Raw genomic sequence first — 23084 nt, forward strand, 5'->3', positions numbered from 1 at the left:
AATCAACGAGGTGCCCAATGGCGCGTTCCAAGACAAGCCTTGGTTGGCTGAAAAGACATGTCAATGACCCCTATGTGAAGCAGGCGCAGAAGGACGGTTACCGTTCGCGTGCGAGTTACAAGCTTCTGGAGGTCCAGGAAAAATACAAACTGATCCGGCCCGGCATGAGCGTTGTCGACCTGGGCGCCGCGCCCGGCGGCTGGTCGCAGGTCACCAGTCGGTTGATCGGTGGTCAGGGGCGTCTGATCGCTTCGGACATCCTGGAAATGGACAGCATTCCGGATGTGACCTTCATTCAGGGGGATTTCACTCAGGATGAAGTCCTTGCTCAAATCCTTGAGGCGGTGGGTAATTCACAGGTGGACCTTGTGATTTCCGATATGGCCCCCAATATGAGTGGTACGCCCGCCGTAGATATGCCGAAAGCCATGTTTCTTTGCGAACTGGCGCTTGACCTGGCGGAGCGGATTCTCAAGCCGGGCGGTAATTTCCTGATCAAGATTTTTCAGGGTGAAGGGTTCGATACTTATCTGAAGGACGCTCGTCGGAAATTCGACAAGGTCCAGATGATTAAACCGGACTCTTCCCGCGACAGTTCCCGCGAGCAATATATGCTGGCTTGGGGCTATCGCGGTCACAGTGAGTAAAACGAGGTTTTTTGCCGGGGTGATAGGTTTTTCGTATTTCGCCCCGCGTGCATAAGCGAATATTGTGTAGAAAGTGTTTCACAAAGGGTTACAGACGGCGCCTGCCAGAGCTGTAGGTAATGTAGTAAGTTAGGCCGGTGAATATCATGCGAAGCGCGCGCCAGTAGCGGAGCTTGCTTCAGAGGGTAGTTAATTGAACGATATGGCAAAGAATCTGATCCTGTGGTTGATCATCGCGGCTGTCCTGGTGACGGTGATGAACAACTTCTCCAGCCCTAACGAGCCGCAGACCCTCAACTATTCCGACTTCATCCAGCAGGTCAAGGATGGCAAGGTCGAGCGCGTGGCCGTCGACGGCTACGTGATTACCGGCAAACGCAACGATGGCGATAGCTTCAAGACCATTCGTCCGGCAATCCAGGACAATGGCCTGATCGGCGATCTCGTCGACAACCACGTTGTGGTCGAAGGCAAGCAGCCTGAGCAGCAAAGTATCTGGACCCAGCTCCTGGTAGCCAGCTTCCCGATCCTGGTGATCATCGCGGTGTTCATGTTCTTCATGCGCCAGATGCAGGGCGGCGCGGGCGGCAAGGGCGGGCCGATGAGCTTTGGAAAGAGCAAGGCGCGTCTGCTGTCCGAAGATCAGGTGAAAACCACTCTGGCTGACGTTGCCGGTTGCGACGAAGCGAAGGAAGAAGTTGGTGAGCTGGTTGAATTCCTTCGTGATCCGGGCAAGTTCCAGCGCCTGGGCGGCCGCATTCCTCGTGGCGTGCTGATGGTCGGTCCTCCGGGTACCGGTAAAACCTTGCTGGCCAAGGCGATTGCCGGCGAAGCCAAAGTGCCGTTCTTTACCATTTCCGGTTCCGACTTCGTCGAAATGTTCGTCGGTGTTGGTGCCAGCCGTGTTCGTGACATGTTCGAACAGGCCAAGAAACACGCTCCGTGCATTATCTTCATCGACGAGATCGACGCCGTTGGTCGCCATCGTGGCGCCGGCATGGGCGGCGGTCACGATGAGCGCGAGCAGACTCTCAACCAGTTGCTGGTGGAGATGGATGGCTTCGAAATGAATGACGGCATTATCGTCATCGCTGCGACCAACCGTCCTGACGTGCTCGACCCTGCATTGCTGCGTCCTGGTCGTTTCGACCGTCAAGTTGTGGTCGGTCTGCCGGACATACGTGGTCGTGAGCAGATCCTCAAGGTTCACATGCGTAAAGTGCCAATGGGTGACGATGTCGCTCCGGCCGTTATTGCGCGTGGTACTCCGGGCTTCTCCGGTGCCGATCTGGCGAATCTGGTCAACGAGGCTTCGCTGTTTGCTGCTCGCGCCGGCAAGCGCATCGTCGAGATGAAAGAATTCGAACTGGCCAAAGACAAAATCATGATGGGCGCCGAGCGCAAATCCATGGTCATGTCCGAGAAGGAAAAGCAGAACACTGCTTATCACGAAGCAGGCCATGCCATTGTTGGTCGTGTCGTGCCCGAGCATGATCCGGTCTACAAGGTATCGATCATCCCGCGCGGTCGTGCGCTGGGTGTGACCATGTTCCTGCCGGAAGAAGATCGTTACAGCCTGTCCAAGCGTGCGCTGATCAGTCAGATCTGCTCGTTGTACGGCGGCCGAATTGCCGAAGAAATGACTTTGGGCTTCGATGGTGTGACCACGGGTGCTTCCAACGACATCATGCGCGCGAGTCAGATTGCGCGGAACATGGTGACTAAATGGGGTCTGTCGGAAAAGCTCGGTCCGTTGATGTATGCCGAAGAAGAGGGTGAAGTATTCCTCGGTCGCGGTGGTGGGGGTCAGAATGCCAGCTTCTCCGGTGAGACAGCCAAGCTGATCGACTCCGAAGTGCGCAGCATCATCGACCAGTGCTACGGCACGGCCAAGCAAATTCTCACGGACAACCGCGACAAGCTCGATGCCATGGCGGATGCCCTGATGAAGTACGAAACGATCGATGCCGAACAGATCGACGACATCATGGCCGGACGTACACCTCGCGAGCCTCGCGACTGGTCGGGCGGCACCGGTACTGGCACGCCTCCTGTCATTCAGGGTGAGCGTCCGGAAACACCGATTGGCGGTCCTGCTGCCGACGTTTAAGGTTTGAAATGACTTCTGTACAGTCCCTGACCCGGTTGCCTTGCGGCAACCGGGTTCTTGATTTGGCCCGGACTCATGTCATGGGCATTCTCAATGTCACTCCCGATTCCTTTTCCGACGGTGGCCGATACAGCCAGCTCGACGCGGCCTTGCGTCATGCCGAAGCCATGGTTGCGGCGGGTGCGACGCTGATCGATGTGGGCGGCGAGTCGACCCGGCCAGGCGCGCGGGCGGTTTCTCCCTTGGAGGAGCTGGAGCGTGTCGCGCCCGTTGTCGAGCTGATCAATCGCGAACTGGATGTGGTCATATCCGTCGATACATCTACTCCGGCGGTCATGCGCGAAACGGCTCGCTTGGGTGCCGGCTTGATCAACGACGTTCGTTCGCTACGGCGCGATGGCGCACTTGATGCGGCGGCCGCCACGGGATTGCCCGTGTGCCTGATGCATATGCTCGGCGAGCCTGGTGATATGCAGGACGATCCGCGTTATCAGGATGTCACCCGTGAGGTAGGTGAGTTTCTTGCTGAGCGCATGGTTCAGTGTGAGAGGGCAGGAATTCCCGCCGAGCGGATCATTCTCGATCCGGGCTTCGGCTTCGCCAAAACCCTGCAGCACAATCTAAGCTTGTTCAGGCATATGGAGGCCCTGCATGCGCTGAGGCGGCCTCTGTTGGTGGGTGTTTCACGCAAAAGCATGATCGGTCATGCATTGAATCGCCCTGTGGGTGAGCGTCTTTACGGTGGTCTGGCTTTGGCCGCACTGGCATCAGTGAAAGGTGCGCGTATATTGCGCGTCCATGATGTGGCGGAAACGGTGGACGTGGTGCGAATGCTCGCGGCCGTGGAATCAGCCGAATAAGAATGATGGAGCACTTATGAGCAAGAAATACTTTGGTACTGACGGTATTCGTGGTCGTGTCGGGGAATACCCGATCACTCCTGACTTCATGCTCAAGCTCGGCTGGGCTGCCGGTATGGCATTTCGCAAGATGGGTGCCTGCAAGGTGCTGGTCGGCAAGGACACGCGGATTTCCGGCTACATGTTTGAATCGGCCCTTGAGGCTGGCCTGACATCTGCGGGCGCCGATGTCATGCTGCTCGGCCCGATGCCGACTCCGGCCATCGCCTATTTGTCGCGTACATTCCAGGCTGAGGCCGGGATCGTGATCAGTGCATCGCACAATCCGCATGACGATAACGGCATCAAGTTCTTCTCCGGAAAGGGCACCAAGCTGCCCGATGAGCTGGAGTTGATGATTGAAGAGTTGCTCGATACACCAATGACCGTTGTCGAGTCGAGCAAGATCGGCAAGGTGTCGCGAATCAATGATGCGTCCGGCCGCTATATCGAATTCTGCAAGAGCTCCGTGCCGACTGGTACCAGTTTTTCCGGGCTGAAGATCGTCATCGACTGCGCACACGGTGCTACCTATAAAGTGGCGCCGAGTGTTTTTCGTGAGCTGGGCGCCGAGGTCGTCGTTTTGTCGGCGCAGCCTAACGGCCTGAACATCAATGACAACTGCGGCTCCACGCATATGGGGCAATTGCAGGCGGCGGTGTTGTCCGAACATGCGGATCTGGGTATCGCCTTCGATGGCGATGGTGACCGGGTGCTGATGGTCGACCACACGGGTGCGATTGTTGATGGTGACGAACTGTTGTACATCATTGCGCGCGATCTTCATGAGCGCGACAAGTTGCAAGGCGGTGTAGTCGGTACCTTGATGAGTAACCTTGGACTTGAGCTCGCGCTCGCGGATTTGGGTATTCCTTTTGTGCGCGCCAATGTCGGTGACCGCTATGTGATCGCCGAACTGCTGGAGCGTAACTGGCTGGTCGGTGGAGAAAACTCGGGGCATGTCGTGTGCTTCAACCACACCACCACGGGTGATGCGATCATCGCGGCCTTGCAAGTGCTGATGGCGCTGAAGACGCGTAACGAGGGGCTTGCTCAAACTCGCCAGGCATTGCGCAAATGTCCGCAGGTGCTGATCAACGTGCGTTTCGGTGGGGGCGAAAGCCCGTTGGAGCACCCGGCTGTCAAGGAAGCGAGTGCGCGCGTGACCCAGGCGATGGCGGGTCGTGGTCGCGTGCTTTTGCGCAAGTCCGGAACAGAGCCTCTGGTGCGGGTGATGGTCGAAGGCGAGGACGAAACTCAGGTTCGTGACTATGCCGAAGAGCTGGCAAAACTGGTAACTGAAGTTTCTGCCTGATTCGGCTTGCCAGCCATGATTGTGTTGGGTAACATCTGCGCCCACTTTGACCGACGAGGTACAGCATGCGTCGCCCTATGGTAGCTGGTAACTGGAAGATGCACGGTACCCGCGCCAGCGTCGCTGAGCTGATCAACGGCCTTCGTCATCTGGCCTTGCCAAGCGGTGTTGATGTCGCGGTGTTCCCGCCTTGCTTGCATATCAATCAGGTGATTGATGGCTTGAAAGGCAAATCGATTTCGGTCGGTGCGCAGAACTCTGCGGTGGAATCCATGCAAGGTGCGTTGACAGGCGAGATTGCGCCGAGTCAGTTGGTGGATGCAGGTTGTTCCCTGGTGCTTGTCGGGCACTCCGAACGCCGCCAGATAATGGGCGAGCAAGACGGAATGCTGAATCGCAAGTTCGCAGCGGCACAGGCATGTGGCTTGATTCCGGTATTGTGTGTGGGGGAGACCCTGGAGCAGCGTGAGGCCGGAAAAACTCTTGAGATTGTCGGGCGTCAGCTGGGCAGTATCATAGAAGAGCTGGGTGTCGGTGCTTTTGCCAACGCAGTGATCGCTTACGAGCCGGTCTGGGCGATTGGTACCGGGCTGACTGCGACGCCGCAACAGGCTCAAGATGTGCATAAAGCCATTCGTGAGCAGTTGGCGGCAGAGAATTCTGAAGTGGCACGAGGTGTGCGGCTTCTATACGGCGGCAGCGTGAAGGCGGCCAATGCGGTCGAACTGTTCGGCATGCCGGATATCGATGGGGGGCTCATTGGTGGAGCTTCCCTGAATGCAGATGAGTTCGGTGCGATCTGTCGCGCCGCGGGAAACTGAAAAAATGCTGGAAACAGTCGTAGTCGTTTTTCATCTGCTGGGTGCGTTGGGCGTAGTTGCTCTGGTTTTGCTGCAGCAGGGTAAAGGTGCGGACGCTGGCGCGTCTTTCGGAGCAGGTGCTTCAAATACTGTGTTCGGAAGCCAAGGTTCCTCTACCTTTCTTAGTAAGTTTACTGCTATACTTGCCGCCGGTTTCTTCATAACCAGCTTGGGGTTAGGTTACTTTGCTAAAGAGAAGGCTCATCAGCTGACTCAAGCAGGTTTGCCAAACCCGGCAGTATTGGAAGTTCCAAAGCAGCAACCGGCTTCTGATGATGTCCCGGTGCTTCAAGAGCAAAAGTCGGCTACCCCAGCGACTGACGTACCTCCAGCTCAAGAGCAGAAGTAAGAAGGGTTTCAAACGTAGTATTGCCGAGGTGGTGGAATTGGTAGACACGCAACCTTGAGGTGGTTGTGCCCATAGGGTGTAGGGGTTCGAGTCCCCTTCTCGGTACCAATTAGTCAGGAGAGCCCGCTGTTGCGGGCTTTCTTGCAGGTGGAAGGTTACATTGACCCTAAAGGGGATCGGTCGTATACTTCCGCCCCAGCTTTGTCGCGGGGTGGAGCAGTCTGGTAGCTCGTCGGGCTCATAACCCGAAGGTCGTCGGTTCAAATCCGGCCCCCGCAACCAGTTTAAGGAGCCCCTTTTAAGGGGCTTTTTGTTAGCTGGACACTTTCAACGCCGCTGTTCGACGGCGTTTCAAGGATGGGCGTTTCGCCCATTTTTTTATTTTGCATAGCATGCACATACATGCACGAGGGGGTTCAGGTGTCGAGCAAGCTAGAAGAGTTGCAGGCCTTGCTGGCCCCGGTGGTCGTGGCCCTAGGCTATGAATGCTGGGGTATTGAGTTTTCGGCTCAAGGTCGCCACTCAATGTTGCGCGTTTATATCGATAAGGAAGGCGGCGTACTGGTGGACGATTGCGCCATCGTCAGCCGTCAGATCAGCGGTGTGCTGGATGTTGAAGATCCGATCTCCGTTGAATACACCCTTGAAGTTTCCTCGCCAGGCATGGAACGCCCGCTGTTCACTCTTGAGCAGTTTGCCAAATATGTCGGTGAACAAGTGAAGATCAAGCTGCGCTCGCCTTTTGAAGGTCGACGCAACTTTCAGGGCCTTCTGCGCGGTGTAGAAGAACAGGACGTCGTGGTGCAGGTAGATGACCATGAATTCCTGTTGCCGATCGATATGATCGACAAGGCCAACATTATTCCCAGTTTTGACTGAGACGCGGATCCCGCGGATCCAATGGCTTGCGAAAGGCGAGGCGTACGATGAGCAAAGAAGTACTGCTGGTTGTTGAGTCGGTATCCAATGAAAAGGGTGTACCGGCAAGCGTAATTTTTGAAGCGCTGGAGCTGGCTCTGGCCACTGCTACCAAAAAGCGTTTTGAAGACGAAGTTGATCTGCGTGTGGAAATCAACCGCCACACCGGTTCTTACGAAACTTTCCGTCGCTGGACGGTCGTCGATGAGGATGATCTCGATGATCCGGCCATCGAAACCTGGCCGAGCAAGGTTGCTGAAACGCACCCTGGCGCCAAGGTTGGCGACGTCGTTGAAGAAAAGATCGAGTCCATCGAGTTCGGCCGCATCGCTGCACAGACTGCCAAGCAGGTCATCGTGCAGAAAGTTCGTGAAGCCGAGCGCGCTCAAGTGGTTGACGCTTATCGCGAGCGCCTGGGAGAAATCATCTCCGGCACCGTGAAAAAAGTGACCCGCGACAACGTGATCGTCGACCTGGGTAATAACGCTGAAGCGTTGCTGGCCCGTGAAGACATCATTTCTCGCGAAACCTTCCGGGTCGGCGTGCGTCTGCGTGCGCTGCTCAAGGAAATCCGCACCGAGAACCGCGGCCCTCAGCTGATCCTGTCGCGTACCGCGCCGGAAATGCTGATCGAACTGTTCCGTATCGAAGTGCCGGAAATCGCTGAAGGCCTGATCGAAGTCATGGCCGCATCCCGTGATCCGGGTTCGCGTGCCAAGATCGCTGTCCGCTCCAAGGACAAGCGCATCGATCCGCAAGGCGCGTGCATCGGTATGCGCGGTTCGCGCGTCCAGGCCGTGTCGGGCGAGTTGGGTGGCGAGCGTGTCGACATCGTCCTGTGGGACGACAACCCGGCCCAGTTCGTGATCAATGCCATGTCGCCGGCAGAAGTGGCGGCCATCATCGTTGACGAAGATGCCCATGCCATGGACATCGCTGTTGGCGCAGACAATCTGGCTCAGGCCATCGGTCGTGGTGGTCAGAACGTGCGTCTGGCGAGCCAGCTGACTGGCTGGACCCTGAACGTGATGACCGAATCGGACATCCAGGCTAAGCAACAAGCAGAAACCGGCGACATCCTGCGCAACTTCATCGACGAGCTGGAAGTCGACGAAGAGCTGGCTCAGGTGCTGGTGGACGAAGGCTTCACCAGCCTGGAAGAGATTGCCTACGTACCGTTGGAAGAAATGCTCAACATCGACGGCTTTGACGAAGACATAGTCAACGAGCTTCGCGCTCGTGCCAAGGATCGCTTGTTGACCAAAGCCATCGCTACTGAGGAAAAGCTGGCAGACGCCCATCCGGCCGAAGACCTGCTCTCGCTTGAGGGTATGGACAAGGATTTGGCGATGGAACTGGCGGTGCGCGGCGTAATTACCCGCGAAGACCTGGCCGAGCAGTCTATTGACGATCTGCTCGACATCGACGGCATTGACGATGATCGTGCCGGCAAGTTGATCATGGCCGCCCGAGCCCACTGGTTCGAGTAATTAGGCGCGGCCTGAGGAGAGAAGTGCATGACGCAAGTCACGGTGAAACAACTGGCCGATGAGGTCAAAACACCGGTAGAGCGCCTGTTGCAGCAGATGCGTGAGGCAGGTCTGCCGCACACCGCCGCCGAAGAAAATGTGACTGACAGTGAGAAGCAATCCCTGCTGACCCACTTGAAGAGCAGCCACAAGGCGAAAGTGGAAGAACCACGCAAGATCACGCTGCAGCGTAAAACCACCAGCACCCTGCGTGTGGCTGGCAGCAAAAGCATCAGCGTTGAAGTCCGCAAGAAGAAAGTTTTCGTACAGCGTAGCGCGGAAGAAATCGAAGCCGAGCGCAAGCGTGAACTGGATGAACGTCGCGCGGTAGAGAATGCTGCCCGTCAGAAGGCTGAAGAAGAAGCCCGTGTGCGCGCCGAAGAAGAAGCGCGTCGCCAGCCCGCTGCGCCGTCCGCTCCTGCTGAAGCCGTCGCTGCACCTGCGCCAGTGGCCGAACCAGTGCGCGAAGCTGCGCCGGTTGTGGCTGCTGCGCCAGCTGCCGACACTCGCAAGCGTGACGAACAGCGCCGTCCGGACAAACCACGCGCCGACGACAACAATCGTCGTGGCGGTGGTGATGGCGAGCGCAAGAACGCTCCGCATCGCGCATCGGTCAAGGAAAAGGCGCCGGCTCCACGCGTGGCGCCACGTACTACCGACGAAGAAAGCGATGGCTTCCGTCGCGGCGGTCGCGGCAAGTCCAAGCTGAAAAAACGCAACGCTCACGGTTTCCAGAGCCCTACGGGCCCTGTCGTGCGTGAGGTGAAGATCGGCGAAACCATCACTGTTGGCGATCTCGCTCAGCAGATGTCGGTCAAGGCTGCCGAAATCATCAAGTTCATGTTCAAACTGGGTACTCCAGCGACCATCAACCAGGTGCTTGATCAGGAAACTGCTCAACTGGTAGCCGAAGAACTGGGCCACAAAGTGACCCTGGTCAGCGACACCGCCCTGGAAGATTCCCTGGCCGAGTCCCTGAAGTTCGAAGGTGAAGCGGTTCCGCGTGCGCCGGTCGTAACCGTAATGGGTCACGTTGACCACGGTAAGACCTCGCTGCTCGACTACATCCGTCGTGCCAAGGTAGCTGCTGGCGAAGCCGGCGGTATCACCCAGCACATCGGTGCATACCACGTTGAGACCGAACGCGGCATGGTCACCTTCCTCGACACCCCGGGTCACGCCGCGTTTACCGCAATGCGTGCTCGTGGTGCGAAGGCGACCGACATCGTGATCCTGGTGGTTGCGGCGGACGACGGCGTGATGCCACAAACCATCGAAGCTGTTCAGCATGCTCAGGCGGCTGGCGTTCCGCTGGTAGTCGCAGTGAACAAGATCGACAAGCCGGGCGCTGATCTCGATCGCATCCGCAGCGAGCTGTCGGTCCACGGTGTGACCTCCGAAGACTGGGGTGGCGACACTCCATTCGTTCCGGTCTCGGCGAAAATGGGTACCGGCGTCGACGAACTGCTTGAAGCGGTATTGCTGCAAGCCGAAGTTCTCGAGCTGACCGCCACTCCATCGGCTCCTGGCCGTGGCGTCGTGGTTGAATCGCGTCTGGACAAGGGCCGTGGTCCGGTAGCGACTGTTCTGGTTCAGGACGGTACGCTGCGTCAAGGCGACATGGTGCTGGTTGGCTCGAACTATGGTCGCGTGCGCGCCATGCTCGACGAGAACGGCAAGCCGATCAAGGAAGCGGGCCCGGCCATTCCGGTTGAGATCCTCGGCCTGGACGGTACGCCTGATGCGGGCGACGAGATGAGCGTGGTTGCCGACGAGAAGAAAGCCCGTGAAGTGGCTCTGTTCCGTCAAGGCAAGTTCCGCGAAGTCAAACTGGCTCGCGCTCACGCCGGCAAGCTGGAAAACATCTTCGAAAGCATGGGTCAGGAAGAGAAGAAGACGCTCAACATCGTCCTCAAATCCGACGTCCGTGGTTCGCTGGAAGCCTTGCAGGGCGCTCTGAACGGTCTGGGCAACGACGAAGTGCAAGTGCGCGTGGTCGGTGGCGGCGTCGGTGGTATCACCGAATCCGATGCCAACCTGGCACTGGCTTCCAACGCTGTACTGTTCGGCTTCAACGTGCGTGCCGATGCCGGTGCACGGAAGATCGTCGAGCAGGAAGGTCTGGACATGCGTTACTACAACGTGATCTACGACATCATCGAAGACGTCAAGAAAGCCCTGACCGGTATGCTTGGCAGCGATGTTCGCGAGAACATCCTCGGTGTGGCCGAAGTCCGTGACGTGTTCCGTTCGCCGAAGTTTGGCGCGATCGCTGGTTGCATGGTGATCGAAGGTGTTGTGCACCGTAACCGTCCGATCCGTGTACTGCGTGAAGACATCGTGATCTTCGAAGGCGAGCTGGAATCCCTGCGCCGCTTCAAGGATGACGCTTCCGAAGTACGTGCCGGCATGGAATGCGGTATCGGCGTGAAGAGCTACAACGACGTCAAGGTCGGCGACAAGATCGAAGTCTTCGAGAAGGTTCAGGTTGCTCGCAGCCTCTGACTCGCGCACTTCAAGGGCCACGTCGGGCCGTCGCATGAAAATGCGCGGCACGGCGTCAGGACTCTAAACGCAACGCCCGGTCTGGCTTTTAGTCAGGCCGGGCGTTTGCCGCTTTCAGACCTTGCGGGTTTCACCGCGGGGCAGTAACAGGTAACAAAATCATGGCAAAAGAATACAGCCGTACCCAACGTATCGGCGATCAGATGCAGCGTGAGCTGGCCCAACTGATCCGTCGTGAAGTCAAAGATCCGCGTGTCGGCCTGGTCACCATTACCGCTGTAGATGTCAGCCGTGATGTTGGTCACGCGAAGATCTTCATCACCGTGATGGGGCAGGACAACGCCGAAGACATCGCGCAAAGCATCAAGGTGCTCAATGCTGCCGCCGGTTTCCTGCGCATGCAGCTGGCCCGTGAAATGAAGCTGCGCAGCGTGCCTCAATTGCATTTCCACTACGACGAAAGTGTCGCACGTGGTGCGCACCTGTCGGCTCTGATCGAGCGCGCGGTGGCCGAAGACAGTCAGCACGAAACTGCTGCACCCGAAGACACCAAGGAGTAACTCGGTGGCTCAGGTCAAACGTATCCGTCGTAACGTCAGCGGCATCATCTTGCTCGACAAGCCGTTGGGGTTCACCTCCAACGCCGCGTTGCAGAAGGTTCGCTGGTTGCTCAACGCCGAGAAGGCCGGTCACACCGGCAGTCTCGATCCCCTGGCCACCGGCGTTCTGCCACTGTGCTTTGGCGAGGCGACCAAGTTCTCGCAATACCTGCTCGATTCCGACAAGGGTTACGAAACCCTGGCGCAACTGGGCAAGACCACCACCACGGCAGACGCCGAAGGCGAGGTTTTGCAGGAGCGTGCGGTGACCGTTTGTCAGGCCGACATTGAAGCGGTCCTGCCGAAATTTCGCGGTCAAATCAGCCAGATACCGCCGATGTACTCGGCTCTCAAGCGTGATGGCCAGCCGCTGTACAAGCTGGCCCGTGCAGGCGAAGTAGTGGAGCGCGAACCGCGTTCTGTTACTATTGCGCGCTTGGAATTGCTGGCCTTCGAAGGCGATACTGCGCGACTCGCGGTGGATTGCAGCAAGGGCACCTATATTCGCACTCTGGTGGAGGATATCGGTGAGCAACTCGGTTGTGGTGCGTACGTCGCTGAACTGCGTCGTACCCAGGCCGGGCCTTTCACCCTGGCGCAGACCGTGACCCTCGAAGAGCTGGAAGCGGTACATGCCGAAGGCGGCAACGAAGCGGTCGACCGCTTCCTGATGCCATCGGACAGCGGCCTGCAGGATTGGCCGTTGCTGCAGTTCTCGGAAGCGAGCGCGTTCTACTGGCTCAACGGCCAGCCGGTACGTGCCCCGGATGCTCCGAAGTTCGGCATGGTGCGGGTACAGGATCACAACGGTCGCTTCATCGGTATCGGTGAAGTGAGCGAAGACGGGCGTATCGCGCCGCGTCGACTGATTCGGTCAGAATGACCGGAAACCGGTCTGTGTAACAGCAGGCCGGCGAGTGTGGCTGTCAACAGGCACGGTCACTACTCATTTATAGATACAGGGATTTGTCCCTGGCCTGTTGAAACTGTTTTTTAAACAGTTTCCTGATAAAAGGATTGCCTCATGGCTCTCGACGTTCAAGAAAAAGCTCAAATCGTTGCCGACTACCAGCAAGCTGTTGGTGATACTGGTTCGCCAGAAGTGCAAGTTGCACTGCTGACCGCCAACATCAACAAACTGCAAGGTCACTTCAAGGCCAACGGTAAAGACCACCACTCCCGTCGTGGTCTGATCCGCATGGTTAACCAGCGTCGCAAGCTGCTGGACTACCTGAAAGGCAAGGACCTGAGCCGTTACAGCGCTCTGATCGCTCGCCTGGGTCTGCGTCGCTAATCAGCGATTGCGCTATGAGGTTGGTTGTCTGTCAGACGTCAGCGGGTTTCCGCCGGCGTCCGGCAGGCTCCCAGCCTCAAGTTTTATCTGAACTACCGTTTTACCCGGACAATCCGCGGGCCGATTCCCGACGTTGCCCAAGAATTTCGCAAGAAACCAGTTCCCCCAAGAGCCACAAAGAAGGTAGGACACCGTGAACCCGGTAATCAAAAAATTCCAGTTCGGTCAGTCGACCGTTACCCTCGAGACTGGCCGTATCGCCCGTCAGGCCTCCGGCGCAGTATTGGTCACCGTTGACGACGACGTCAGCGTATTGGTGACCGTAGTCGGTGCCAAGCAAGCTGATCCGGGCAAGGGCTTCTTCCCCCTGTCCGTTCACTACCAGGAAAAGACTTACGCTGCCGGTAAGATCCCTGGCGGTTTCTTCAAGCGTGAAGGCCGTCCTTCCGAGAAAGAAACCCTGACTTCCCGACTGATCGACCGTCCGATCCGTCCGCTGTTCCCGGAAGGTTTCATGAACGAAGTGCAGGTTGTCTGCACCGTCGTTTCCACCAGCAAAAAGACCGATCCGGACATCGCTGCGATGATCGGTACCTCGGCTGCCCTGGCGATCTCCGGCATTCCGTTCGATGGCCCGATCGGCGCCGCTCGCGTGGCTTTCCACGAAAGCACCGGCTACCTGCTGAACCCGACTTACGAGCAGCAAGCTGCTTCGAGCCTGGACATGGTCGTTGCCGGTACTTCGGACGCCGTGCTGATGGTTGAATCGGAAGCCAAAGAGCTGACCGAAGACCAGATGCTGGGCGCAGTACTGTTTGCTCACGACGAGTTCCAGGTCGTCATCAACGCCGTTAAAGAACTGGCTGCCGAAGCGGCCAAGCCAACCTGGACCTGGGCACCTGCCCCAGAAGCCACCGAGCTGCTGGCTGCTATCCGTTCCGAGTTCGGCGAAGCGATCTCCCAGGCTTACACCATCACCATCAAGGCCGACCGTTACGCGCGTCTGGGCGAGCTGCGTGACCAGGTCGTCGCCAAGCTCTCCGGCGAAGAAGGCCAGCCTTCGGCTGCCGACGTCAAAGCGGCTTTCGGCGAAATCGAATACCGCACCGTTCGCGAAAACATCGTAAACGGCAAGCCACGTATCGACGGTCGCGACACCCGCACCGTACGCCCGCTGAACATCGAAGTCGGCGTTCTGCCGAAGACTCACGGTTCGGCACTGTTCACCCGTGGCGAAACCCAGGCTCTGGTCGTCGCGACGCTGGGCACCGCCCGTGACGCGCAACTGCTGGACACTCTGGAAGGCGAGAAAAAAGACCCGTTCATGCTGCACTACAACTTCCCTCCGTTCTCGGTGGGCGAGTGTGGTCGCATGGGTGGCGCCGGTCGTCGTGAAATCGGTCACGGCCGTCTGGCCCGTCGCTCGGTTTCGGCCATGCTGCCAGCCGCTGACGTGTTCCCGTACACCATCCGTGTGGTTTCGGAAATCACCGAATCCAACGGTTCGAGCTCGATGGCTTCCGTTTGCGGCGCTTCCCTGGCCCTGATGGATGCTGGTGTTCCGATGAAGGCACCGGTTGCCGGTATCGCCATGGGTCTGGTTAAAGAAGGCGAGAAGTTCGCCGTCCTGACCGACATCCTGGGTGACGAAGACCACCTGGGCGACATGGACTTCAAAGTAGCCGGTACCGCCAAAGGTGTGACCGCGCTGCAGATGGACATCAAGATCAAGGGCATCACCGAAGAGATCATGGAAATCGCTCTGGGCCAAGCCCTGGAAGCGCGCCTGAACATCCTCGGCCAGATGAACCAGATCATCGGCCAGTCGCGTACCGAACTGTCGGCCAACGCTCCGACCATGATCGCGATGAAGATCGACACCGACAAGATCCGTGACGTTATCGGTAAAGGTGGCGCGACCATCCGTGCGATCTGCGAAGAAACCAAGGCTTCGATCGACATCGAAGACGACGGTTCGATCAAGATCTTCGGCGAAACCAAGGAAGCGGCTGAAGCAGCACGTCAGCGCGTTCTGGGTATCACCGCTGAGGCCGAGATCGGCAAGATCTACGTCGGCAAGGTTGAGCGCATCGTCGACTTCGGCGCATTCGTCAACATCCTGCCAGGCAAGGACGGTCTGGTTCACATCTCGATGCTGAGCGACGCTCGCGTAGAGAAAGTAACCGACATCCTGAAAGAAGGCCAGGAAGTGGAAGTGCTGGTACTGGACGTGGACAACCGCGGCCGTATCAAGCTGTCCATCAAAGACGTGGCAGCTGCCAAGGCTTCGGGCGTTTAATCACCCCGCAGCCCTAGCGCAATGAAAATGCCCCGCCGTGAAAACGGCGGGGCATTTTTTTGTCCGTGAAATATCGAGTCATTCGGCAAAGTTGCCGACCTGCAAGACCAGTGCTAGGTTTAGCCCACCGCCCGTGTAGCTCAGCCGGTAGAGCAGCGCACTCGTAACGCGAAGGTCGCAGGTTCGATTCCTGTCTCGGGCACCACCTCTCCGTTATCCTTTTAAACCGGCATTTATGTTCCACAGGTCAACTTTTTGTGGGAGAGATGTAAAGAGCCGTGTAATTCGTCATGCAAACGTCCTATATTCGGTGCCTGCATGAGCATCGCCCAGCAGTTTTCAGATGATCCCGAATGGTTCCGAAGGCCGGACAGTCCGCGTCAGAGAGATCCTTGATGATCCAGATCCATCCTCCATTCCCATGATCAGCGAGAACGCCATGACCGAATTAACTCAAGAGCAACGTCACGAAGAAGCGCTTAGAAAATACATCCTGGATGTTCCGGATCTGAAGGAAGAGATCAAGGACCTGAGTCCCGATGAACAGAAGGATCAGATCCAGTGGGCGTTCGAAGACGAAGCCGAAGCCCAGGGGCTGCAGCCTTGGGAGTTGACCCTCAAGTACACCAGCACGCCAGAGGAGTTCGAGGCCAAGCGCCTGGAACTGCACAAGGAGGCGGCCGAAGTATTGGGTGTCGATTGGGAAGAGTACTGCGAGATGAACAATCTGGTGGTCTGAAACAAGAACGCCAGCCTCGAAACGGCTGGCGTTTTTTATTGCCCGACTGCCTCAGATGCTCAGGCGCATCGACAGGTCCACGGCCTTCACATCCTTGGTCATCGCGCCGATCGAGATGTAATCCACCCCGGTCTGTGCGATCGGCAGCAACGTGCTTTCGTTGATGCCGCCACTGGCTTCCAGTTTTGCCTTGCCAGCGTTCAGGCGCACGGCTTCGCGCATGTCATCGAGGCTCAATTCGTCGAGCATGATGATGTCGGCACCGGCGGCCAGCGCTTCTTTCAGTTCCTCCAGACTTTCCACTTCGATTTCCACCGGTTTGCCCGGTGCAATCTTGTGCGCGGCGGCAATGGCCTGCGGGATGCCACCGCTGGCGGCGATGTGGTTTTCCTTGATCAGGAACGCATCGTAGAGGCCGATGCGGTGGTTGTGGCAGCCACCGCAGGTGACCGCGTATTTCTGCGCCAGGCGCAGGCCCGGCAGGGTCTTGCGGGTGTCGAGCAGTTTCACTGACGTCTCGGCGACGAAGTCCGCCAGGTACTGCGCGCGGGTCGCCACGCCCGACAGCAATTGCAGGAAGTTCAGCGCGCTGCGCTCACCGGTCAGCAGCGAGCGTGCAGGGCCTTCCAGATGAAACAGCGGCTGATTTGGCGAAACCCGTTCCCCATCGCGCACCTGCCAATGCACCGCCACCCGGGGATCGAGCTGGCGGAACACTGCATCGACCCAGGCCGTGCCACTGATGACGGCGGCGTCGCGGGTGATGATAGTGGCTTTGGCCAGGCGTTCGGCCGGGATCAGTTGCGCGGTGATGTCGCCGCTGCCGATGTCTTCGAGCAACGCACGGCGCACGTTGGCTTCGATTTCGGCGGTCAAATCGGCGAGACGTAGATTCGGCATAACGGGCTCCACAAACTAAGTGGCCCGATTATAGGGGCATGGCGTCGGCCAACCCAAGGCGAGAACGGCGACGCAGCGCTGCATCCGGTCGATTTTGTTGAGCAAACCGGATTTCGGCGTGGTCACTGCAAGGTGTCGGCGTATAGGGGAAACCCTGACGGCTCTGGCGCCGGGGACATCTTTTGCAAGATAATCCGCCTTGCATTTGACGCCATGACTTTGACGTCGGCGAATCACCGTTTCAGGAGGCTTGGATGCACAACGACGGGAATGTAGTGCCTCTGCACAAGGCCACTACCGATCAGGCGACTCACTCGCCGCTCGCCCGCCTGCCTGTGATTCTGCTTCAGGTTCGTGACAAGGCTGCCCAGCGCCTGCGCAACGGTTTGCAGGAGTTGTTCGATAACGCCGACGACACCCTGTTCGAAATGGCCGACCGGGCACGTAATGACGTCGAACAGAACATCTTTTTCGAGGCCATGCGTGACCTGCGCCTCAAGCGCAAGCACATCGAGCGCGGTTTTCTCGAGCAGTTCTTCGAAGCCTTTATCGGCCTCACTCAATTCGATCCCGCGCCTACCGTCCTTTCTCACGCCTTGCAGCATGAGGAAACCACCATGCGCACCGATGACATGGAGCGTAAAGTCGCGGTGGAGACCATGGTCGGCCGCGTACTGAATCGCGACGGTTTCGCCCTCGACCAACTGACTGCGCGATTCAATGCGCTGTTGGGCAAGACTCTGGACGATCAATACAACCCTCTGGGTCCGGCGATGCTTTGCGAATACTTCCTGCAAGCCGGGCGCAATCTGGGGGTGGAGATCAAGGTCAAACTGATCCTGCTCAAACTGTTCGAGCGCTATGTGCTGGCCGACACAGATCAACTTTACGCCGAAGCCAACCAACTGCTGAGCGCCACGGGCGTGTTGCCCGAGCTCAAACCGGCACCGGCCCGTCGCGCCATCGATCAGGCTGTGGCAAGCGTGCGGAGCGAATTCGAAGTCATCGACAAAACCCAGGCCGATGCGGGCGTGCAGGAGGTCTTCACCGCGTTGCAGGAGTTGCTGCTGCACGTGCGCGGCACGGTTGCGCCGACCCTGGAACCCAGCGCTCCCGCCCAGCCGATTTCCACTCGGGACCTGCTGCGCCTGCTCTCGCACTTGCAGCAATACGTGCCGGCGCTGGCGGTGCAGGACGATTTCGATCTGCGCCATCAGCTCGAACAGTTGCTGACCCGGGTCAGCGTGCGCAGCGGCAAATCGCGAATTGTCGGCGGGGCTGACGAAGACGTGATCAATCTGGTGGCCATGGTCTTCGACTGCATCCTCGATGATCGCAATCTGCCGGATTCGCTCAAGGCGTTGATCGCGCGGTTGCAGATCCCGATGTTGAAGGTCGCGGTGATCGACAAAAGCTTCTTCAGCCGCAGCAGCCACCCGGCCCGCCGCTTGCTCAATGAAATCGCCGAAGCGGCGATGGGCTGGGGGGAGTGCGACGGTAATGCGCGCGACAGCCTGTACCTGCGCATCGAACAAGTGGTGCAGCGCCTGCTGACGGATTTTGTCGATGATCCGGCGATTTTTTCCGAGTTGCTGGCAGACTTCCTCGCGTTCACCAGTGACGAACGCCGTCGCAGCGAACTGCTTGAACAGCGTTTGCGCGATGCCGAAGAGGGCCGGGCGAAAACCGAACTGGCCCGCCAGCGGGTCGAGCAGGCGCTGAATCAGGCGTTGCTGGGCAAAGTCTTGCCACCGTCGGTGGTGACATTCGTGCAGGACGCCTGGAGCAAAGTGTTGCTGCTGACCTGCCTCAAGCACGGCGATCAGTCCGCTGAATGGCACGCCGACGTGCAGACCATGGAGCAATTGATCTGGAGCGTGCAGCGTCACGACGACGCCGAAGCGGGTCTGCGCCTGCTGGCGCTGGTGCCGGGGTTGCTCAAGTCATTGCGCGACGGCCTGAGCACTTCGGCCTTCGATCCGTTTGCCACCAGCGGCTTTTTCAGCGAACTGGAAGCGCTGCATGTACGCCTGCTCGATCCGTCCAGCGAACCGGATCAGACCACACTGCCGGAAATGATCGAAGTATCGCAGACGATTGTCTTGCAGATGGCCGACGACGGCCTGCAGCCACGCACGCCGGCGCGTTTGCCGGCAGACGATGCAGGTTTGCGCCAGGTCGATCAGCTGCGCCTGGGCAGTTGGGTGGCGTTCGAGGAAGATGAAGAACACACCCTGCGCTGCAAACTGGCGGCGATCATCGAAGCCACCGGCAAATACGTGTTTGTGGACCGTACCGGGATGAAAGTGCTGGAGCGCGATCGCACGGAACTGGCCCTGGCGTTTCGTCGCGGCGCGGTGCGGGCGCTGGATGACACCTTGCTGTTCGACCGGGCGCTGGAATCGGTGCTCGGCAATCTGCGGCGGCTCAATCGCGGCAAGTGATCGCGCGCCGGGGCCCGATCACGGCATACTGGTCGCCAACACAGTCGGCGTTGAAGGAATCGGTATGCAGTTGGATCCCGCAAGCGGGTGGTGTCACGGGGTGCAGGTCTGCCCTTCGCCCAACTTCAATGAACGCCCGGCGGGCGAAGTCTCCCTGTTGGTCATCCACAACATCAGCCTGCCACCGGCGCAGTTCGCCACCGGCAAGGTGCAGGAATTTTTCCAGAATCGTCTGGATGTCACGGAACATCCCTACTTTGCCGGGATCGCCGACCTGCGTGTATCTGCGCATTTTCTGATCGAACGTGACGGCAAGGTCACCCAGTTTGTCTCCTGTCTTGAGCGTGCCTGGCATGCCGGTGTTTCGGTGTTCGAAGGACGCGAAACCTGTAACGATTTTTCACTGGGCATCGAGCTGGAAGGTACCGATGATCTGCCGTTCACCGATGCGCAGTACCAGGCGTTGACCGTGCTGACCCGGCAGATACAGGCGGCGTTCCCGGCGATTACTGTCGAGCGCATCTGCGGGCACAGCGACATCGCCCCCGGACGCAAGACCGACCCCGGACCCGCATTCGACTGGGCACGCTACCGCGCCGCCCTGGCACAAGAGGAAGGACAATGAGTTTTCTGGTGTTACTGCTGGCGGTCTGGATCGAGAAGTTCTCGGCCCTGCGCCAACGGGTTCAACGCGATGGCGGATGGATCCGCGAACTGCACAAGCTTGAAAGCGGCGGGCTGGCCAGACAGCCGTGGCTGGTGCTGACCGTCCTGGTGCTGTTGCCGGTGGCGCTGCTGGGGTTGCTGCTGGTGGTGCTGGACCCGGTGGCCTACGGTCTGCTGGCCTTGCCGGTGCATTTGCTGGTGGTGATTTACAGCCTGGGGCGCGGAGATCTGCTCGGCGAACTGGGGCCGTTTCGCGACGCCTGGCGTCGTGAGGATCTGCAGGCCGCCGCCCATGTGGCCAAGCGTGATCTGAACATCTGCGCCGAAAGCGGCGAACAATTGCTGGAGCAAGTGCAACAGCATCTGTTGTGGCAGGCCTATCAGAGTTTCTTCGCGGTGATTTTCTGGTACTTCCTGCTCGGTCCGGTCGCGGCACTGAGCTATCGCTTGCTGGCGCTGGCGGAAGAAAACGCCCGGAACCCGGCGGTAGCCGAACGGGCCGGGCAACTGCGTCACGCCTTCGACTGGGTGCCGGTGCGCCTGTTGGCGGCGAGTCTTGCCCTGGTCGGCAATTTCGTCGCGGTCAGCCGGGTGATGCTGCACGAATTGCTGAACTGGAACATCAGCGCCGCCCAGCTCATCAACAAGGTCGGGCTGGTTGCCGGGGAAATTCCGCCGGCCGCCGTCGGCCCCGAAGGCATCAACACCCTCGACTGTCTGTGGGAACTGCTGCTGCGGGCCGCGGTGCTGTGGTATGCCTGCTTTGCCCTGTGGACGGTACTCGCGTAGGCCGTTACTGCGACGAGGGGGGCAATCCCCCTCGTTAACCTTAAGTTACAAAACCTCCCTTCGATTTGAGCTATACAGAGATAGCGCCGATAGTGGCTATCTGCTGTCGCCCCGCGCCTGCCAATAAAAACAAGAAAAACCAAGGGAGACTTCCAGTGAAGAGCTTGCTCTATCCCGCCGTCTCGCTGATGAACCGCTTGAGCTTCGGCATGAAGTTCAGCCTGATCAGCGTGCTGTTCCTGGTGCCAATGCTGGTGACCAACTTCTATCTGGTGCGCGATTCCTATCGCGAATTCCAGGGCACCCGGGTTGAGCTGCAGAGCCTCGACCTGCTGGGCAGCAGCCTGACCCTGCGTCGGGATCTGGAAACTCTCAACAATCTGGTGCAGATCAACGTCACCCTCGGCCAGTCCGGCAAGGCCGGTAATGTCGAGGCGCAGATCACCAGTCTTGAGCAAAACGTCCTGGCACGCCTGCAAGGGTTGACGCCCATGACCGAGGATCCGGAGCAGATCAAGTTCTTCGAGACCAAGCGCGATGAAATGATCGCTGCGTTCAAGAACGAGCAAGCGGAAAACTCCCTGCAAAGCAAAAGTGCGCTGATCGGCAAATTGCTGGGCAATGCGCAGATTTTCAGCCAGATCGTGGCCAGTCAGGCCGGTTTGAGCCGTGACAACCAGAGCGACATTCGCCAGCTCAGCGAGCTGGTCACCGCGATCACGCCGGCCGTTACCCAGGCCTTGGGCGAAGGTCGGGCGATGGGCTCATATTCCTTGGGCCAGGGCTTTCTCAACAGCTCGTCGAGCACCCGCTTTGACGAGCTGCTGGTGCAGATCGAAAAACTGCAGGCCGAGTACGGTCTGAAATTGCAGGACGCACTGGGTTCGAGCAAAGCCGCCCGAGATTCTCTGAGCGCGCCGGCCGATGCCAGCAAGGCGTCGCTGAAACAGGCCGGCACACTGATCGAGGAGCAAGTGGTGATGGCCGAAACGCTCGACGCCCCGTGGCAGGGGTTTTATGACCAGGTCACCGGGCTGATGGACCAGACCTATCAGCTAAACGACGCCACCCTGAAATTCCTCGACACCCAATTGCAGCAGCGCCTGGGGCAAAACCGCACGCACATGGTGCTGCAAGCCGTGGCGTTGTCGGTGGTGTTCGTGCTGATTTTCTATCTCTACGGCGGCTTCTACGCCTCCACCCGCGCCACCCTGAAAAACCTCGGCGCCATGATGGACAAAGTGGCGGCGGGCGACATGACGGTGAATTTCCACGCCAACAGCCGCGATGAGCTCGGCGAGTTGGGCGAGGTGTTCAACGGTACGGTGCGCAAAATCCATGACCTGATCGAACGGGTCGGCCACACCGTTGGCGAGGTCGAGCGACAGGCGGGGCAAGTGGAAAATGTTTCGGCGCAAAGCAATCAGGCGGTCGCCGGGCAACGTACGCAAATCGAGCAAGTGGCTACCGCAATGAACCAGATGTCGGCGACATCGCTGGAGGTGGCACGCAGTGCCGCGGCAGCGGTCAGCAGCGCCCACAGCGTGAACGACGAAACCATTAGCGGTCGCGGTCTGGTGGAATCGCAGCAGGGCAGCATCGCGGCACTGGCGAGCGAAATCGATCAATCGGTGCTGGTGATCAACCAGTTGGCCAGCGACAGCCAGTCGATCAGCCGCGTTCTGGAAGTGATCAAGAGCATCGCCGAACAGACCAACCTGCTGGCGCTCAACGCCGCGATCGAGGCTGCGCGGGCCGGTGAGCAGGGGCGCGGTTTTGCCGTGGTCGCTGACGAAGTCCGCACGCTGGCCAAACGCACTCAGCAATCGACCGAAGAAATCGAGCAGATGATCGCCAAACTCCATGGCGGCGTCGGCGCGGCGGTGAAGGCCATGGGCGTCAGCCATCAGATGGCCAACGGCACGGTGGGGCAGTCGGAAAAAGTCCAGCAGGCGCTGGAAAACATCCTCGGCGCTGTCGGCATGATCGTCGACCAGAACCAGCAGATCGCCGCCGCCGTCGAGCAGCAGACCGCCGTGGCCCATGACATTGACCAGAACATCGTCGAGATCAACCGTGCCGGCGAGCGCACCGCAGAAGGCGCGCATCAGACTGAAGATGCCAGCCGTGCGTTGTCGGCGCAGGTGGTCGAGTTGAAGCAATTGATCAGCGCGTTCCGGGTTTGAATCGACCTGCCTTCTCTGAGGCAGGTTTTTTCGGAA

General features: G+C 58.8%; 19 protein-coding genes and 3 tRNA genes. 21 read left to right on the plus strand and 1 reads right to left on the minus strand.

What is annotated here, in order from left to right:
* The first annotated feature begins 17 nt into the window (after positions 1 to 17).
* From rlmE to AC1MDC_RS23545, 17 genes are all read left to right on the plus strand, one after another.
* On the plus strand, positions 18 to 647 hold the full coding sequence (rlmE, locus tag AC1MDC_RS23465) for a 23S rRNA (uridine(2552)-2'-O)-methyltransferase RlmE (RefSeq protein ID WP_085698389.1): 630 nt from the start codon (positions 18 to 20) through the stop codon (positions 645 to 647).
* A gap of 202 nt (positions 648 to 849) precedes the next feature.
* Entirely contained in the window at positions 850 to 2757 is a 1908-nt protein-coding gene (gene ftsH, locus AC1MDC_RS23470) for an ATP-dependent zinc metalloprotease FtsH (RefSeq protein WP_011332403.1), read from the plus strand.
* Between the two features lie 8 nt (positions 2758 to 2765).
* On the plus strand, positions 2766 to 3617 hold the full coding sequence (gene folP / locus AC1MDC_RS23475) for a dihydropteroate synthase (protein WP_085698390.1): 852 nt from the start codon (positions 2766 to 2768) through the stop codon (positions 3615 to 3617).
* A gap of 16 nt (positions 3618 to 3633) precedes the next feature.
* Positions 3634 to 4971, plus strand: a complete 1338-nt coding sequence (gene glmM / locus AC1MDC_RS23480) for a phosphoglucosamine mutase (protein ID WP_480393768.1) — start codon at positions 3634 to 3636, stop codon at positions 4969 to 4971.
* A gap of 65 nt (positions 4972 to 5036) precedes the next feature.
* Positions 5037 to 5792 carry a triose-phosphate isomerase gene (gene tpiA, locus AC1MDC_RS23485; RefSeq protein WP_480393769.1) on the plus strand — a complete coding sequence of 252 codons (756 nt, stop codon included), beginning with the start codon at positions 5037 to 5039 and terminating at the stop codon, positions 5790 to 5792.
* A 4-nt stretch (positions 5793 to 5796) separates the two neighbouring features.
* Positions 5797 to 6180, plus strand: a complete 384-nt coding sequence (gene secG, locus AC1MDC_RS23490; protein ID WP_011332406.1) for a preprotein translocase subunit SecG — start codon at positions 5797 to 5799, stop codon at positions 6178 to 6180.
* Positions 6181 to 6202: 22 nt separating this feature from the next.
* Positions 6203 to 6288 (plus strand) — tRNA-Leu (locus AC1MDC_RS23495).
* Between the two features lie 97 nt (positions 6289 to 6385).
* A tRNA-Met gene (locus AC1MDC_RS23500) sits at positions 6386 to 6462 on the plus strand.
* A 138-nt stretch (positions 6463 to 6600) separates the two neighbouring features.
* Positions 6601 to 7059 (plus strand): ribosome maturation factor RimP, encoded by a 459-nt coding sequence (rimP, locus tag AC1MDC_RS23505; RefSeq protein WP_039769696.1) that lies wholly within the window; start codon positions 6601 to 6603, stop codon positions 7057 to 7059.
* A 47-nt stretch (positions 7060 to 7106) separates the two neighbouring features.
* Entirely contained in the window at positions 7107 to 8588 is a 1482-nt protein-coding gene (gene nusA / locus AC1MDC_RS23510) for a transcription termination factor NusA (RefSeq protein WP_480393770.1), read from the plus strand.
* Positions 8589 to 8615: 27 nt separating this feature from the next.
* Positions 8616 to 11132, plus strand: coding sequence for a translation initiation factor IF-2 (gene infB, locus AC1MDC_RS23515; RefSeq protein WP_085698394.1), 2517 nt, complete (start codon positions 8616 to 8618; stop codon positions 11130 to 11132).
* Positions 11133 to 11293: 161 nt separating this feature from the next.
* Positions 11294 to 11692, plus strand: a complete 399-nt coding sequence (gene rbfA, locus AC1MDC_RS23520) for a 30S ribosome-binding factor RbfA (protein WP_085698395.1) — start codon at positions 11294 to 11296, stop codon at positions 11690 to 11692.
* 4 nt (positions 11693 to 11696) lie between these two features.
* Positions 11697 to 12614, plus strand: a complete 918-nt coding sequence (gene truB, locus AC1MDC_RS23525; RefSeq protein ID WP_480393771.1) for a tRNA pseudouridine(55) synthase TruB — start codon at positions 11697 to 11699, stop codon at positions 12612 to 12614.
* A 141-nt stretch (positions 12615 to 12755) separates the two neighbouring features.
* Positions 12756 to 13025: a 30S ribosomal protein S15 gene (rpsO, locus tag AC1MDC_RS23530; RefSeq protein ID WP_085698397.1), complete on the plus strand. Its 270-nt coding sequence runs from the start codon at positions 12756 to 12758 to the stop codon at positions 13023 to 13025.
* A gap of 193 nt (positions 13026 to 13218) precedes the next feature.
* Positions 13219 to 15324, plus strand: coding sequence for a polyribonucleotide nucleotidyltransferase (gene pnp, locus AC1MDC_RS23535; protein ID WP_011332410.1), 2106 nt, complete (start codon positions 13219 to 13221; stop codon positions 15322 to 15324).
* Positions 15325 to 15453: 129 nt separating this feature from the next.
* Positions 15454 to 15529 (plus strand) — tRNA-Thr (locus AC1MDC_RS23540).
* Between the two features lie 234 nt (positions 15530 to 15763).
* On the plus strand, positions 15764 to 16063 hold the full coding sequence (locus AC1MDC_RS23545) for a DUF6388 family protein (protein ID WP_085698564.1): 300 nt from the start codon (positions 15764 to 15766) through the stop codon (positions 16061 to 16063).
* Positions 16064 to 16114: 51 nt separating this feature from the next.
* On the opposite strand, the gene nadC is transcribed toward AC1MDC_RS23545, so the two are convergent.
* A complete protein-coding gene (gene nadC / locus AC1MDC_RS23550; protein WP_011332412.1) occupies positions 16115 to 16963 on the minus strand; it encodes a carboxylating nicotinate-nucleotide diphosphorylase in 849 nt (282 codons plus the stop codon).
* A 254-nt stretch (positions 16964 to 17217) separates the two neighbouring features.
* Between nadC and AC1MDC_RS23555 the strand changes: the two genes are divergently transcribed.
* From AC1MDC_RS23555 to AC1MDC_RS23570, 4 genes are all read left to right on the plus strand, one after another.
* Positions 17218 to 19407, plus strand: a complete 2190-nt coding sequence (locus AC1MDC_RS23555; RefSeq protein WP_480393772.1) for a DUF1631 domain-containing protein — start codon at positions 17218 to 17220, stop codon at positions 19405 to 19407.
* 64 nt (positions 19408 to 19471) lie between these two features.
* Entirely contained in the window at positions 19472 to 20032 is a 561-nt protein-coding gene (gene ampD, locus AC1MDC_RS23560) for a 1,6-anhydro-N-acetylmuramyl-L-alanine amidase AmpD (protein ID WP_085698399.1), read from the plus strand.
* Complete coding sequence (gene ampE, locus AC1MDC_RS23565; protein ID WP_480393773.1) at positions 20029 to 20862, plus strand: regulatory signaling modulator protein AmpE; 834 nt, start codon at positions 20029 to 20031, stop codon at positions 20860 to 20862. The genes ampD and ampE overlap by 4 nt, the downstream gene beginning before the upstream one ends.
* A gap of 155 nt (positions 20863 to 21017) precedes the next feature.
* A complete protein-coding gene (locus AC1MDC_RS23570) occupies positions 21018 to 23048 on the plus strand; it encodes a methyl-accepting chemotaxis protein (RefSeq protein ID WP_480393774.1) in 2031 nt (676 codons plus the stop codon).
* Positions 23049 to 23084 lie beyond the last annotated feature (36 nt).

This window comes from Pseudomonas sp. 1 (assembly GCF_056626735.1).

Bases quoted from the DNA above. Each gene is read 5' to 3' on its own strand.
- rlmE (WP_085698389.1), top strand. From the start codon at position 18: ATGGCGCGTTCCAAGACAAGCCTTGGTTGGCTGAAAAGACATGTCAAT.
- ftsH (WP_011332403.1), top strand. From the start codon at position 850: ATGGCAAAGAATCTGATCCTGTGGTTGATCATCGCGGCTGTCCTGGTG.
- folP (WP_085698390.1), top strand. From the start codon at position 2,766: ATGACTTCTGTACAGTCCCTGACCCGGTTGCCTTGCGGCAACCGGGTT.
- glmM (WP_480393768.1), top strand. From the start codon at position 3,634: ATGAGCAAGAAATACTTTGGTACTGACGGTATTCGTGGTCGTGTCGGG.
- tpiA (WP_480393769.1), top strand. From the start codon at position 5,037: ATGCGTCGCCCTATGGTAGCTGGTAACTGGAAGATGCACGGTACCCGC.
- secG (WP_011332406.1), top strand. From the start codon at position 5,797: ATGCTGGAAACAGTCGTAGTCGTTTTTCATCTGCTGGGTGCGTTGGGC.
- nusA (WP_480393770.1), top strand. From the start codon at position 7,107: ATGAGCAAAGAAGTACTGCTGGTTGTTGAGTCGGTATCCAATGAAAAG.
- infB (WP_085698394.1), top strand. From the start codon at position 8,616: ATGACGCAAGTCACGGTGAAACAACTGGCCGATGAGGTCAAAACACCG.
- rbfA (WP_085698395.1), top strand. From the start codon at position 11,294: ATGGCAAAAGAATACAGCCGTACCCAACGTATCGGCGATCAGATGCAG.
- rpsO (WP_085698397.1), top strand. From the start codon at position 12,756: ATGGCTCTCGACGTTCAAGAAAAAGCTCAAATCGTTGCCGACTACCAG.
- AC1MDC_RS23545 (WP_085698564.1), top strand. From the start codon at position 15,764: ATGACCGAATTAACTCAAGAGCAACGTCACGAAGAAGCGCTTAGAAAA.
- nadC (WP_011332412.1), bottom strand. From the start codon at position 16,963: ATGCCGAATCTACGTCTCGCCGATTTGACCGCCGAAATCGAAGCCAAC.
- AC1MDC_RS23555 (WP_480393772.1), top strand. From the start codon at position 17,218: ATGCACAACGACGGGAATGTAGTGCCTCTGCACAAGGCCACTACCGAT.
- ampD (WP_085698399.1), top strand. From the start codon at position 19,472: ATGCAGTTGGATCCCGCAAGCGGGTGGTGTCACGGGGTGCAGGTCTGC.
- ampE (WP_480393773.1), top strand. From the start codon at position 20,029: ATGAGTTTTCTGGTGTTACTGCTGGCGGTCTGGATCGAGAAGTTCTCG.